We start from the raw sequence: 14,866 nt of genomic DNA, 5'->3' as shown, positions 1-14,866 counted from the left end.
GGTCATGCCCGCCCGTATGCCGGGAGAGCCGGTCTTCGTGTCCTTCCTCTGGCGCCGAGTGCCGCAGGAGTTCGTCGACCGGATCATTCCCGATGGCAGCGAGGTCCGCCTCTACCGTCGCCCCACAGGCCAACTCGACCTGGTCACCGACTTCGCCACGTTCGGGGTCAAGCCGGCGAGTCCCGAGGACGAACGGAGGCTCGACGAAGTCGAGGCAGCCGGTAGCAGTTGTGTGACGGTCACTGCGCATCCGGCCCGGCCGAAGCCGCCTGCGCCCGCCGCACCGCCCCGGCGCCGCACCGGTAGTCCGCATCCGCCCGCGTCGCCGGCTGGCGAACCCTTCACCTTGCGCGTGCACATCTATGCCCCCGCCGTAGGACTCGCTGTGCCGCTCAGCACCGGCCTGCTGCTCGACGTCGACGACGCCGTCGTGGAGGACGCCACCAAGTACGCGGACCGCGCGGACACCGCCAACGTCGGGGCCGTCATGGAGTTCATGAGGCGAGAGCTCTTCCTGGAACCCCGCCCCGGGGCGCCGGCCGACGCCAGGCGCATGGTGGTCTCAGCCGGACCAGCTGGTGGCTTTGCGGTCGGCTTCCGGGTGCACGGACCAGGGCTCATGGCCGACGTCGAGAAAAACAGCGCCGGCTACCGCATTGTGCGCCTGCTCAGCTCGGTCCACGATCAGCGCGGCGCCGGCCAGAAGGCACTGGCCGTCGGGTCGATCGACTTCCGCGACATGACCGCCAGACAGCGAGACCGGGAGAGAATACAGCGGGGCCTCGACCTGGTGGCCAACCAGAACGGTTACCTGGCCATGTGGGACAGGTACCAAGAGCTGGAGGCCCGCCACATCAGAGGCCGGATTCGCGATTTCGGGATCATCCGCTACACCAAGGTCAAGGTCGAGTCCGATGGCCGCTGCGTGTTCACGGTGGACCTCGACCGGGCACTGCCGCGGACGCGAGCGGCCCTGGAGAACACGACAGCTGCCGAACGCGTAGAGATCGAGGCAGCAACAGACGTTCCGGCCTCCGTGACAGACTCCGCGATGACCGACCGGGAGTGGCTGGTCGCTTCCCGGGCGCAGAAGGTACGTGCCTGGATCGGCGAACCGCTCGGGTATGACAGCGTCACCGAGACCCTGAGACTCGCCGCGACCCTCAACGACCAGAAGGACCCGCCGCCCCAAGGCTGGCTCTACCTGGCACACCGCGGCGATCAGCGCCGTCTCGACCGGCGCGAGCAAGCCATGCAGAAGCTGCGCACCGACGGGACACACATTCCCGCGCTACCGACGCTGCTGGAGGGGGGTTCCTGGCCTCAGCCAGCACGACGCCGGATCACGAAGATCTCTCCTTCCGCGCTCAGCTGCTTCGCTCCCCACGGCCCGACGCCGGCCCAGCGGGAGGCGGTGCTCACCGCGCTCAACACCCCCGATGTCGCGATCATCCAAGGACCGCCTGGCACGGGCAAAACGCAGGTGATCGCCGCTCTGGTCAATCAACTGGGTGATCTCGCCCAGGGCGGAGAGGTGGCCGGCAGCACCCTGTTGACGAGTTTCCAGCACGCGGCGGTGGACCATCTGGTCACGCGAGGCTGGGTCTTCGGGCTGCCGCCGCTCAAGGTGGACTCCCGCGGCCGGGGCAGCAAGGTCGCGCTGGACACCTGGCGCATCGACGCTGCCCGCGCCGCCGACCTGCGGCTACGTGAGCGCCCGGTGGGAGAGCATCTCGCTGCTCGGCGAGCAGCCGCCGAACTGGCCGCCACCTACAGGGCGGCACCCGTACCGCCCGAGTTCCTGCCCCAATTCCTCGACCAAGTACTCACCCAGCTCGGAGACATATCCGACCCCTCACTGGTCGGCGAGCTCCGCAGCCTCAGAGACGGAGCCGAGAGGAATCGCACTCGGGCCGCCGCCATGGCCGACCCCGACCTGCGCTCGGACCTCCTCCCCTACATCCGGTCGCTGCGCTGCACGGTGACCGGGTTCGAGGACGACGGGCCCCGCACGGCTCGAGCACTGCTGACACGGCTCGACCTCACCGACTCTCCGCTCTTCGACGGCATCTCCTACCAGGAGTCGCTGCGTACAGCGGCCAGAACCGCTTCACCAGAGCGTGAACTCCTTGGCTCTCTCGCCACGTTGCGCGACACCCTGCTCGACCGTCTCACCGCGCGCGTTCGGCTGCCAGAAGTCACCGTGGCCAATCCCGCGATCGCCGACCTCCTCGACCGGTTCGCAGCACAACTCGCGGAAGCGGTGACCCGGTCACCCGACGCCATAGCCGCGGCACTGCTCGATTACCGGGACGACCTGCGCAGCGATCCGGAAGGCGTCGACGACACCCTCCGCGCCTACACCGTCTCACTGGCCTCGACCTGCCAACAGGCCGTATCCAAAGCCATGGTCGATCTCGGCCGTCAAGACGGGGGCTTCGAGTCGGTCGTCGTCGACGAGGCTGCCCGGGCCAACCCGCTGGATCTCCTCATCCCCCTCGCTCAGGCCCGCCGTCGGATCGTGCTGGTCGGCGATCACGCCCAGCTCCCCCACATGCTGGAACCCGACGTGGAGCGCGAGCTGGGCTCGCTCGGCGAGGACGTCCGCGACCGGCTACAGGAAAGCCTCTTCCAGCGATTGGCACGGCAGTGGGAGCACGGTTCGTCCGACGGACATCGCCGGTTCGTCCGTCTCGACACCCAGTTCCGCATGCACCCGGTGCTCGGCAGCTTCGTCAGCGACAACTTCTACCAGGGGAAACTGCGCAACGGCCGCGAAGCGCCCGACTTCACCCACGGAATCGACCGCTACGGTGAGGTCCCCGCGGTGTGGCTTCCCGTGCCCCTGTCCGCGGGCGGCGAAACGCAACGGGGAACGAGCCGCACGCGGCACGCTGAAGCCGCTGTCATCGCGGCGGAGATCGCCGCGCTGATCGAGCGGCATCCGAACATGACGTTCGGCGTCATCTCGTTCTACGCCGCGCAGGTCACCGAGGTGTGGAAGGAACTGAAGAAGGCCGGGCTCGCCGAGTTCACCGATGCGGGCGGATGGCGCCCCGTGCCCCGGCTGTGCCGTGACGAGGACGGCGCACCGCTCGACCGGTTACGAGTCGGCACCGTAGACGCCTTCCAGGGCATGGAATTCTCCGTCACCTATCTGTCCACCGTGCGCAGCTGCGCACCGGCCGCGCGAACCGATGTCAAGCGCGCCTACGGACACCTCACCGTCGCCAACCGACTGTGCGTGGCGATGAGCCGTCAGCAGCGGCTGCTCGCCGTCGTGGGTGACGACGACATGTTCGGGCCTGGCAGTCCCCAGGTGATCGCGCCCCTGGCCGCGTTCCTGGAGCTGTGTCGGAAGGGGGCGGACGGCCGTGTCGTTCGACCGTGAGACGCCCGTCTTCCAGCTGGCCTTTCCGCCCCGGAAGCGGTATCGGCCCGTTCTGCTGCCCGTGTGGGTTCACCAGGTGACGGCGCCGACCGGCTACTCCCGCACACTGGACGTCTTCCAGACCGTGGTGCTGCGTTTGTGCGCCGCCGGAGTGCGAGACGTTGGCGACCTGTCCCGGCTCATCGGCCTGGACACCGCCCTGTGCCGCACGGTGATCGCCCGGCTTGTGGAGGGGCGGCTGATGGAACCCGGGCTGAAGCTGACCGAGGCGGGGCGGCGTACCGTGGCCGAGGGAGAGGTGGCGGAGACGGATCCCCAGCTCGTCCGGATGTTCCAGGATCCGGCCACCGGGGTGCTGCTGCCTCGTATTTTGGTCGCCGATCCGGTACGAGCCGATGTGCGGGAGCATCGCGGCCGCTGGGTCACCATTCAGTTCGGCACCGCCGGTGCCTCCAGAGAGGTTGGCGCGCTGACGCTTCGGGCCGGCGGTTCCTCGTTGCGCCCGTCGGAGCGAGATGTGCTGGAAGCCTGCAAAAGCCACGACCTGGCTGCTCGTGGGCTTCGTGGTGGTTCCCGCGGTACGCCCGACGGCGTGGTGGCGGCTCGGCGGATCGGCTTCCATGGCACGGCGATCGCCGCCTACGTGGTGTGTTACGTCGTTGAGGACGACGACGGGTCCGGGCGTATGTGGACCGTCGAGGATCCGTTCGCGGTGGGTGACGGGCGCTACGTGGCGGATCTCCTGGTGGCCCGTGCCGAAAGCGACGAGCCTTTGGGCCGGCTGATCGACGGTTTGCTCGGCGGGAGCCGCCGCGACCGGACTGCCACCGCGCGCAGGGTCGACCAGGAGCTCGCCGAGGAGGCCCGCGCCGACGTCGTACGCATGCTCGGCGAGGAGATCCGGGACCACCCTGAGGTGCTGGCTCACCTCGCAGACATCGAGTTGGCGCTTCTCAAGGACACTGCGCGGGAACGCGAGAACGCCGCACGCAATGCGATCCGTGTCTTCGAGTGCATACTTCCCGGGCTCAACGACCGCTTCCCCGCCCGGCTGCCGCCCTCCAGGGAGCCAGGGGTACGGGAGCGCGCATTCGTCCTGACCGCCCAGCGCCTGGGCGCCGCCTCTGTGCCGCCGGAGATGCGCAGATACTGCAAAGCACCGGCCAGCGGGCTGGCCGGAGACATCATCAAGGCGGTCTGGGCGGCCGGAGAGAATCCGCAACATCCGTTCGTCACGTTCATCCGGCGACGCCCCACACTCCTAGAGGATCTCGACCGGTCACGAATACTGCGCAACAACGCGACCCACGGACCGACCGGTGCCCCGGCCCCGGACGAGCTTGAGCACATCCGGACCCTCGCGTACGAAGCAGCCCGCCACTTGCTCGGTCTGAGTGGTGGCCGATCCACGGACAGCGAGAAGGTGAACTGACGCCATGGGGAAGAGGCAGACGCGATCGCGTCAGAAAGGTAAGGGAGTGGTGTGGCCGGGCCAGCAGGCTGCCGCTTCCCAGCGCAGCGAGACCACCCGTGTGCGTCAGCCAGCTCCTGTGGCGCCCAGCACCACTTCGGGGAGCAACGAAACCGTCGCGCTGCTGACGGAAATACAGCAGGTGGCGAGCGAGGCGCAGGTGGTCCTGGCGGCGGGTGACAAGACCGTCGACACGCACTCCGGCCTGGAACACGCGTGGCAGCTCTACCGCGCTCTCGCCAAGCGCCAGGAAGACGCGGCGAACGCCCTAACGGTACAGGCAGAGCGGCTTCAGGCAGAGCGGGAGGAGCTCGCTGCCGCGGCTGCCCGCCAGGCAGAGGACGCGGCTTCGGTGCAGGACGAACGCGCCGCCCTGGCCACGCGCACGGAGCTCCTCGACCGCAGGGAGCGTGATCTTTCCGACCGTGAGCGATCGGCGGAAGCGCAATTCGCCGAACGTCGTCTGGCAGCCGGCCGTGAGCTGGAGAGCTGGCTGGCGGAGCAGCGGCAGACGGCCGTGGACGCCCTCGACAGCGAACGCCGGGCCCGGCATGCGAGGTGGACCGAGGAGCAGAGTCGCCTGGCCGAGGCGCAGACGGTCCTGGACCAGAGGGAAAGCGAACTGACCCAGCGCGAGAGGGACCTGCGTTCCGCGCAGCTCCGGCTGGAGGACGAACGCGAGGACATCGTCCACCTCAAAGCCGCGCTCAAGGAACAACAGGCCAGCCGGGCGGAACGGTTCGAGGGCGAGCTGACGAGCCGCACCGGCCAGCTGGTCCAACAACTGGAGGAGTACCGGCAGAAGGCGGCTGCCCTGGCCGAGGGCAACGAGCGCCTGGGCGCTCGGCTCAACGAGTACGAAAGCGCTCTGGCGTCCCTGGGCGGCATGACCTTGGAGCAGGTCGTCGAGCGCCTTACCGAACTCCGCGCCGAGAACGCCCGCCTGCTGGAGGAGAGCGCCACGGCGCCACGGGCGGACGCGCGCATGCTCGAGCAACTGCGGCAGCAAGTCACGCAACTCATCGCCGACAACGAGGAACTGGTGCGGGAGCGCGGAGAACTGGAGTCCGCTCTGCAACGTGACCGTATCGCGGTCAACGAGCGCCAGAACTACCTGGAGATCAACAACTGGTTGAGTGCCGCCAACGGCCAACTGCAACAGCTCCTCAACGAGGAAGCAGCCAAACTCAACGCCACAGCCCAGGCCGGCAAGGACGGTCACGTGTTCCCGGCCTGCGCACGCATGGACCGGGAGTTCGGCACACCCCTGCCTTCCGATGCGCCCATGCCGGGCATGCCCGATCTGGTGCGCCAGATGCAGGCGGTCATCCGGCAGAAGGCCGGCCTTTCCTATCGCCTGTCGGACCTGCGCCTAGTTCTGGCGGGCATGGCGATGAGCCATCTCCATCTGTTCCAGGGCATCAGCGGCATCGGCAAGACCGGCCTGGCCCGGGCGCTGGCCGGCGCCTTCGGCAGTGACACCAGTGTCGCCGTGGTTCCCGTCCAGGCCGGCTGGCGCGATCCGCAGGACCTCATGGGTTACTACAACAGCTTCGACCGGGTCTTCTATGAATCGGAGTTCACCAAAGCCCTGTACCGCGCTCAGTGCCCCGCCTTCAAGGACCGGCCCTTCTTCATCGTCCTGGACGAGATGAACCTCTCCCATCCCGAACAGTACTTCAGCGGAGTGCTGTCGGCCCTCGCCATCAAGGACCGACCCAGACTGACGCTGACCACAGCACCGGTCGGAAACCCCGCCGACCTGATCATCGACGGAACGCACCTCGCCATTCCGGAAAACGTCTGGTTCATCGGGACGGCCAACCATGACGAAACGACCGTCGGCTTCGCCGACAAGACCTACGACCGGGCCTTCGTCCTGGAACTGCCCTGGCAGCACCCGGAGCTGCCGGTGACGCCGTGCGCACCGGCGCAGCCCCTCGGACTCGGACGTATCAGCCAGGCTTTCGGCGAGGCGCAGGCCACCTACGGCACACAGGCCGACGGCATCATCGATTTTCTCGACACCCTCTGGCGCAGGCGCTTCGCGGATGAGCTGCGCATCGGCTGGGGCAACCGGCTCGAGCTACAGATCAAGGAGTTCACACCAGTCGTGGTCGCCGCCGGAGGCAGCCCGGGGGAAGCGCTGGACCACCTGCTGGCCACACGCATCCTGCGCTCCGTCCGGGGGCGATACGACATCCATGCTGACACCCTCGACACACTGCGCACCGACCTTGTCGAAAGCCTGACACACTTCGACAGCGCTCACGAGCCGACGGCAACACAACGACTGCTGGACGACGAAATCCGCTCGCGCGGTCGGCGATGAGCCGGGAAGCGGCCGAGCCGGAACTCGGCTCTCTCCTCGTCCGCCATCTCCTTGCGGTGTCTGCCCGTCTCGCCGAGGAGGCCGCTACGCTCGACGACTGGCTGGCCATGCCGCCGATCATCCTCGACGTCACCGATGAGACGGAAGCCTTGACGGTGGAGGACGTCTTCGAGCGGGAGTCCGGTGCGCTGCGCACGGTATGCCACCGCCCGTACACGCGCCTGCGTACGGTGGAGGAAGTCCTGCCGACGTCCCAGGTGCGCTCGATCGCCGCAGGCGCGACGGCACGTCTGGCCGCCCACCCCGAGGACTGGGCCTCGCATACGCTCGCCGGTGTCCGGCCCAGCCGTCTGCTGGCCCGGCGCAGTGAGGAAAACGCCGACATCTACGAGAACCGGGTCGCGATCGCCGTCCTCAACGTGATGCGGTCGCATCTGCAGAAGCGCATCGCCAAGCTCAGGGACCTGAGCAGGATGGTGGACGATGTGCACGGCCTGCTCATGCCCTCGCAGGAAACTTCTTGGCGGGCCCGACGAGACCTAGCCAAACTGTTCAGGAACATCGAGGAATCCGGTCGACATCAGGCAGCCGCGGAGGTACGCCGACGGGCACTGGAATCCTCCCTCATGACGGTGGAGTTGATGCTGGGCTCGCCGCTGGCACGCGCGGTCGACCACCGCTCCGCACCGCCGCGCGAACTGCATCCGACGAACCTGCTGAGCAGTGATCCGCACTACCGCAGGGTGGCTCTGCTCTGGCAAGCCTGTACCGCGATCGAGACCCCGCGTCTCGGAGAAGCCGAAACGACCCGTCGGCGACAGGAGGTCCTCGGCGCCTTCGAGCGTTTCACCGGCCTCCTTCTGCTGCTCGCCTGCAAGCTGCTCCAGGCCGTCCCGGAAGCCGGCCAGCCGGTCCCTTCCCCCGGCTGCTCCACCCGTTTCCGCATGCGAGGCGAACTGCTGACGGTCACCTGGTCCCGGACGGGCGACTTCGTCCTTCACTGGCGCACGCGGCAGGTGCTCCGCGTCGTACCGATCGCGACCGACCTGTGCACGGCTCCCGACGCCTCCTCGGTCGCTGCGGCGATCACGGAGTCCCGCCGTGACCGGCCGAGCGCCGTGTGCGACAACGACCTGATCGTCTATCCAGGGCTGCTTCAAGCACGGCAGGACGCTGAGCCTGACGTCGTCCGGGCCTCCTATCGGATCGGTCGCCGCGACGGCGACGCGCCCGAGCGGCATGTCGACGTCGCTCCTCTGTCCCCTCTGGACATTTTCAGCGTCAGCCGCCTGCTGCGGGCCGTCCAATGGGCGACACTGGGTGCCGACGCGCGCGACTACCCCCACACCGTGCCCGTGCCCGCAGGCAATCGCTCCGCTCTGGCGGGCTGCGGCTGGCTCGAACCCCGGCCCGACGGTGTCGCGGTCGTACGCGCCCCGAGCCAGACCGAGTTGGAGCGTCTCCCCGCTCGACTGAAACAGACCCTCAGGCGGCACGGCAGTGGCCGGGCAACCGAGCACGAGACCCGGGGATTGCGTGTCCTGTGTGCGGCGTTGGAAGAGGCGGCCGCCAAGACCGAACTGCTCGAAGTGTGCCCGGTGTGCGCCAAGACCGGACCTCAGCGCCAGACGGTCTTCGAGCCCCGTGAGGACGGCCTGTTCGCAGCGTCCTGCACCTCGTGCCGTACCAGGTGGGAGCTCCGTCGCTGCCTGGCCTGTGGCGACACCTTCCCGTTGCTCAATCCGGACGGCCTTGCCGCTACCGGTGCTCCCGAACCCGACCTCGATCGCCGTGCCGGTGGGGTTCTCCTGGCGGTTCCGTGCTGGTCTGCGGAGCGCACCGGCCAGTCCGTCTGTCCCGCCTGCGGCACCTGCGGTGAGGCGGGACGAGTCACTTCCTGCCCGCGCGGCTGTTCGGCCCAGCCACCGCTCTGAACCGGGAAGGTGCGTCTATCCCTCGAACGGGCCGTGGCCCGGAATGCCTCGGCGCAGCACAGGCAGAACAGGATCGTCGCGGCGTCCGCTGGGCATGTGGTGTCACGTCAGTTCGGTAGAGTGGCCTCACCCTCCGCGCAGAAGCGCCCTCGGGACGGTTGCAGGCAAAGCACTCGCGCTGGACGGCCCCTGCGTCGTCCTCATCACCGACACCTACTACGGCCTACTCGACCGAGCCCGCTGGTCGGCACGGGTATGCGAGACCGTGAACGCTCTGGAAGCCGACCTGGTCTGCCACACTGGCGACATCGCGGACGGCACGGCCGCACGTCGCCGCGCGCAGGCCGCCCCGCTCGTACCGTGCGCGCGACCCGGGCTCGTGTAAACGTCACCGGCAACCACGAGTACTACAGCCGAGGCACAGGGCTGAGTCGATCTGGTGGACGAGTTGGGCTGGGAGCCGCTGCGCAACCGCCATCTGCTGGTCGAGCGCGGAGGCGACACCCTCGTGGTCGCCGGCGTGGACGACGTCACCGCCGAGGCTTCCGGACTGGAAGGCCGCTGCGCCCACCTCGCCGGAGCCTTGAACGGCGCCGACCCCGACCTGCCTGTCCTGCTCGTGGCCCACCAGCCCAAGTTCGTCGACCGGGCGGTAGCCGCCGACATCGACCTCCAGCTCTCCGGTCAGACCCACGGCGGCCAGATGTGGCCCTTCCACCACCTCGTCCGCATCGACCAGCCCGCCCTCGCCAGCCTCAGCCACCGCAGCCCCCACACCCTCCTCTACACCAGCCGCCTCACGGCTTCTGGGGCCCGCCATTCCGCCCCAGCGAGATCACCCTGCCCGTGCTCCGCAGCCCGCACATGCCCACCGGGCCGTAGACGGGGCGGGCCAACACATCCGCTTGGAGTAGTCCACGAGCCGAGGGGTGCGGCGTCGACAAATGACCAGGCTCGTCTCGCCGAGGGCAAGATCCGGACCATTCCCGGGCCGGCGGCTCCAACGAACCACACGTGGACACGTTTTACACAGCTCAGCGACGCTTGGCGCCTGCACCACCAGCAGACGAAGAACCTGCTGATCTCAGCACCGAATCAAGCCGCTTCCCACAAGCCTGCATCCAAAATGCGAGCCGCCTTCGCGATGCTCCCAGGCATCAGGTGCCGGTAGGTCCGATACGTCTCCTCAATGGACTTGTGCCCCATCCATTCCGCCACGTCGGTGATCGGTATTCCGTTCCCGAGCGCGTTCGAGGCGAAGTAGTGCCGGAAGCCATACATGCCGACACCGTCCGCCGCGGGGAGGTTCCTGAAGAGCTTCTGCACACGGCGGCGTTCCATCGGTTCCGTGTAGTAGCCGCTTGGGCCGCGCAGGAGATAGCCATCCTGCGTGGTGCTGTGCTTATCCTCGTACCGCTCGATAGCTTCCCGCACTGAGCGCGGCAGAGGGACCTCCCGGAACTCCCCCGCCTTGCGGTGCTTCAGCTTCGCCGGCCTGTGCGTGTTGGAGTGGATCTGCTCATGCACTCGGTAGACGTCATCCGCCACAACGTTGTTGACGTTCACTGCCCGGGCTTCCCCGTTTCGCAAACCACAGCCCACCATCATGACGATCTCAAGCGCGAGATACTCGTCAGCGGCAGTCAGCGCCTTCTTCACATAGTCGAGGGGCGGGATGACCACCTTCTGGCGGACGTACTCCGGCTCCTGGACTCCCTTCACAGGATCGTCCGCCATGGCCCCCTTGCCATAGGCGTCCCGCAATATCGCCTTCAGAGTGCGGAAGATGTTCACCTGGTTCCCGCGGCCCACCCCATCGGCCTCCAACTCGTCCAGGAAACGCTCGACCACGATCGGCGTGACAGAGTTCAGCTTCCTTGATCCGAGACGAGGGATGATGTGCACGTTGATGGAGCTGTCGACGTGCCAGCCCGTGGAGTATTCCGTCATCCTCCGCTGCCGCGGCCGCCACTGCTTCGCGTATTCCGCGACCGTCTGCTGACCGAGTTCCCGGCGGGCCTCGGCAACGGACGGCGCCGTCTTCTTTTTCTCCGCATAGATCTGCGTAAGGCGCTCGATCGCGTCGTCCTGCGTGCCGAAGCCAGCCTCTTCACGCTGCTTGCCGAGAGCGTCCCTGAACCGAATCGTGTACGGGTGCGAGCAACGGGTCGGCCTGGAACAACCGCACTCCTTGAAGAACGACCCCATCCCACGAGCGAGCTGTCGAGCCACGCATCAAGCCTTCCGAGCAGGGCGCCGGGCGGCACAGCAGGCCCCTGCCACAGGTGCAGGTCAGCAAGCCGGACACCGTCCGGCCTGATGCTGACCTTTTGCTGACCTGAAGGCGGCAATCAGGGCCCTGACCTGCGAAAACACCCAAACGCTAGATCTTGGACTTGAATACGGTACGCAACATGAAGGAGCTCCTGTTTCGTCTGCTCCCTGCCTGCTGTGCAGGTCAAGGGCGGTGCCCGCAGCGTACAACCATTCGCATATCCGGTCAGCTGTCGCCGGGTGTCTCAGGACTCACACTGACCCTTTGCCGAGCGGAGGGGAAGAAGAAACCCCGGTCTCGCCGTTCGTCCACGCCGGAGTTCAAGGCCGAGGTCATCGGGCTGTGCCGCGGTGACCGCTCGGTGGGTAAGGTCGCCAAGGCTCTTCCACGCCCGACCCGGAAAGAGCGGCCCGTCGCCGCGCTGTTCACGGTTGCGTCAGTGCCTCCTGGCGGGGCTGGTCCGGCAGTGAGATGGCACCGACCGCGGCTCCCAGGACACTCTGCGCCGCGGAGCACGACGTCTCCCGGGGATCTCGCGGTCGCGGCACCGGGTCGACCCGCTCGGCCTCCCAACCGTCCTCGGTCAGCTTCCTCAGCAGCCATTCGACGTCCACGGCGGAAACGCCCAGCTCGACGGAGAGGTTCCTCCGGCTCGGGGTGACCGAGGAGGTCACGTCGTCGGGACCGACACCGAACTGCTCCAGTGTGCCGAGCAGCCGGGCCAGTTCCCCCTGCCGATCCCCCACCGTGACGCGCAGCGACGTCCGGTGGGCGGGTTTTCCGCTCGGCCTGTCGTGGAGCCGGCCCAGCCCCGCGATTCCCCGGTTCAGCAGATGCGTCATGCCGGTCGTTTCGTGCGGCTGGTACGACACGTCGGCGGCCGAGAGGTCGTCCAAGGACTGCAGCAGCACCGAGAGGTCCTCGTGCAGGGCATGCAGGACGCGGGACACCGAGGCTGCGTTGGACCGGAGGATGTCGCTCCACAGGTGGGGGTCGCCCGCCGCGATACGGGTCACGTCGCGCAACCCCTGACCGGCGAGCCGGAACGCGGGCTCAGGCGCCCGCTCGAGGCGCGCCGCCATCAGGCTGGCCAGGACGTGCGGGACGTGGGACGTCAACGCCACCGCCGCGTCGTGTTCCTGACTTCCCATGATCACCGGGACGGCACCACACATGGAGATCATCTCAAGGGTGTGGTTGAGGGCCGTCTGTGAGGTGATGTCCGTGGGAGTGAGCACCCAGGACCGGTTCTCGAAGAGATCCGCGCGGGCCGCCAGCGGCCCCGTCTTCTCCCGGCCCGCCATCGGATGGCCGCCGACGAAGCACTCCGGGGCGGGGAGGCTCCCCAGCGCCTCGCACGCCGACTGGGACTTGACGCTCGCCACGTCCGTGTAGGCGCGGGCGAGCCCCCGCACCTGCTGTTCGGCGAGGACCGTGCCGACCGTGCTCGGGGGCACGGCTACGACAGCCAGGTCCACCGGTGCCTCGGGGGCGCCCACCAGACCCGCCCCCAGTGCCGCGGCCGTGCGGGCCGACGTCTCGTCCCGGTCCAACAGGTGCACGGTCACGCCGTACCGGCTTGCGGCAAGTCCTATCGACGTGCCGATCAGCCCCGTACCGACCACTGCCATCGTGCGCATCACCGGCTCACGCTCCCCTTCTCCGTCCGTGCCAGGTCCTGGCGCAGGACCGCGGCACCCCCCAGATAGACGTGCTGGATGTCCCGCCTCGCACGGCTGGTCTCGACGTGGGCGAGGACGCGTACGGTGCGCGGCAGCGCACTGTCGATGTCCAGTTCCTGCGCGCACATCAACGGGACGTCGACCAGCCCCAGTTCACGTGCTGCCGCCGCCGGGAACACGCTCGTCAGGTCGGGCGTGGCGGTGAAGACCACACTGATGAGGTCGTCGGACAGCAGGCCGTTGGCGTGCATGACCCTCTTCAGCAGGGTTCTGACGGAGTCGATGAGATGGTTCTCCTCGTCACGGTCGACCTGGATCGCGCCCCGCACGGCCCGCACGGTCATGACCGCACCTCCCACTGGGCCGCCGGCTTCCGGTGTGCCGGATCCGCGACGATCATCTGGGCGACGAGGAACGCCAGGTCGAGGGACTGGCTGCGGTTGAGCCGGGGGTCGCAGGCCGTCTCGTAGCGCTGGTGCAGGTCGTCGGCGAGGATCGCGTCGCCGCCGCCCACGCACTCGGTGACGTCGTCACCGGTGAGTTCCACGTGGATGCCGCCCGGGTGGGTGCCGAGGCCCTTGTGGACCTCGAAGAAGCCCTTGACCTCGTCGAGCACGTCGTCGAAGCGACGGGTCTTGTGACCGGAGGCGGCGTCGAAGGTGTTGCCGTGCATCGGATCACACACCCAGACCACTTCCGCCTCGGACGCCGTGACCTTCTCCACCAGATCCGGCAGACGGTCACGGATCCGGTCGGATCCCATCCGGGTGACGAAGGTGAGCCGGCCCGCCTCGCGCTCGGGGTCCAGCCGGTCGATGAGGGCGAGCACCTCGTCGGCGGTGGTGGCCGGGCCCAGCTTCACCCCGACGGGGTTGCGGATGCGGGCGGCGAACTCTATGTGGGCCCCGTCGAGCTGCCGGGTGCGCTCACCGATCCACACCATGTGCGCCGACACGTCGTACAGCCGTCCGGTCCGCGAGTCGATACGTGTCAGCGCCGACTCGTAGTCGAGCAGCAGCGCCTCGTGCGAGGAGTAGAACTCGACATTCCGGAACTCCTCCGGGTCGGTCCCGCAGGCGCGCAGGAAGTTCAGCGCCCGGTCGATCTCGCGCGCGAGGGCCTCGTAACGCTGCCCGGCCGGGGACGACTTCACGAAGTCCTGGTTCCAGGCGTGGACCTGGCGCAGGTCGGCGTAGCCGCCGGTGGTGAAGGCGCGCACCAGGTTCAGCGTGGCAGCCGAGGCGTGGTACATCCGCTTCAGCCGCTCCGGATCGGGGGTACGGGAGGCGGCGGTGAACTCGGGGCCGTTGACGGAGTCGCCGCGGTACGACGGCAGCGTCACCCCGCCACGGGTCTCGGTCGGCCGGGAGCGCGGCTTGGAGTACTGGCCCGCGATCCGGCCGACCTTCACCACCGGCACCGAGCCAGCGTAGGTGAGCACCGCGCTCATCTGGAGCAGCGTCTTCACCTTGTTGCGGATCCGGTCGGCGGACACGGCGTCGAACGTCTCGGCACAGTCACCGCCCTGCAGGAGGAACGCCTCGCCCTTGGACACGGCCGCCATCCGGGCGCGGAGCTGATCGCACTCTCCGGCGAACACGAGAGGCGGGAACGAGGCGAGGTCGGCGACCACCTCACGCAGGGTCCCGGAATCCGGCCATTCGGGCTGCTGTGCCGCGGGGAGCTCGCGCCATGTGGCGGTGTACTCGTCGTTCTGACGAGGCTTCATGTCTCACACACCTCTGAGCTGTTGGGGGCTGGAGATAGTCGGCTCCGTAAGG

The 14,866-nt window shown here is 68.1% G+C and carries 8 protein-coding genes and 1 pseudogene; 5 read left to right on the top strand and 4 right to left on the bottom strand.

Translation table 11 applies throughout. The features are described 5' to 3' along the window. Positions 1-4 precede the first annotated feature (4 nt). The 5 genes and pseudogenes from ACFWWR_RS02000 to ACFWWR_RS01980 all read left to right on the top strand — a co-directional run. Positions 5-3,391: a DEAD/DEAH box helicase gene (locus tag ACFWWR_RS02000; RefSeq protein ID WP_384301450.1), complete on the top strand. Its 3,387-nt coding sequence runs from the start codon at positions 5-7 to the stop codon at positions 3,389-3,391. Continuing rightward, positions 3,375-4,823 carry a hypothetical protein gene (locus ACFWWR_RS01995; protein WP_384301448.1) on the top strand — a complete coding sequence of 483 codons (1,449 nt, stop codon included), beginning with the start codon at positions 3,375-3,377 and terminating at the stop codon, positions 4,821-4,823. The genes ACFWWR_RS02000 and ACFWWR_RS01995 overlap by 17 nt, the downstream gene beginning before the upstream one ends. A gap of 118 nt (positions 4,824-4,941) precedes the next feature. Beyond that, positions 4,942-7,194 (top strand): hypothetical protein, encoded by a 2,253-nt coding sequence (locus ACFWWR_RS01990; protein ID WP_384301444.1) that lies wholly within the window; start codon positions 4,942-4,944, stop codon positions 7,192-7,194. After that, positions 7,191-9,128 (top strand): DUF2357 domain-containing protein, encoded by a 1,938-nt coding sequence (locus ACFWWR_RS01985; protein ID WP_283968631.1) that lies wholly within the window; start codon positions 7,191-7,193, stop codon positions 9,126-9,128. Before ACFWWR_RS01990 ends, ACFWWR_RS01985 begins: the two co-directional genes overlap by 4 nt. Before the next feature lie 178 nt (positions 9,129-9,306). Continuing rightward, positions 9,307-10,010: pseudogene (locus tag ACFWWR_RS01980) on the top strand (metallophosphoesterase); the annotation flags it as partial. 213 nt (positions 10,011-10,223) lie between these two features. Here ACFWWR_RS01980 and ACFWWR_RS01975 read toward each other — a convergent pair. From ACFWWR_RS01975 to ACFWWR_RS01960, 4 genes are all read right to left on the bottom strand, one after another. Then, a complete protein-coding gene (locus ACFWWR_RS01975) occupies positions 10,224-11,360 on the bottom strand; it encodes a tyrosine-type recombinase/integrase (RefSeq protein WP_384301438.1) in 1,137 nt (378 codons plus the stop codon). A gap of 468 nt (positions 11,361-11,828) precedes the next feature. Next, positions 11,829-13,043 carry a prephenate dehydrogenase gene (locus ACFWWR_RS01970; RefSeq protein ID WP_384301434.1) on the bottom strand — a complete coding sequence of 405 codons (1,215 nt, stop codon included), beginning with the start codon at positions 13,041-13,043 and terminating at the stop codon, positions 11,829-11,831. Then, positions 13,043-13,429, bottom strand: coding sequence for a chorismate mutase (gene aroH / locus ACFWWR_RS01965; protein WP_384301430.1), 387 nt, complete (start codon positions 13,427-13,429; stop codon positions 13,043-13,045). Before aroH ends, ACFWWR_RS01970 begins: the two co-directional genes overlap by 1 nt. Then, entirely contained in the window at positions 13,426-14,814 is a 1,389-nt protein-coding gene (locus ACFWWR_RS01960; protein WP_384301425.1) for a class II 3-deoxy-7-phosphoheptulonate synthase, read from the bottom strand. Before ACFWWR_RS01960 ends, aroH begins: the two co-directional genes overlap by 4 nt. Between the last annotated feature and the right edge of the window lie 52 nt (positions 14,815-14,866).

The organism is Streptomyces sp. NPDC058678 (genome assembly GCF_042714835.1).
In the GTDB taxonomy this organism is placed as follows: Bacteria; Actinomycetota; Actinomycetes; order Streptomycetales; family Streptomycetaceae; genus Streptomyces.
The sequence above is the reverse complement of the archived record's forward strand: the minus strand, read 5'-3'. Positions and strand labels throughout refer to the sequence as shown.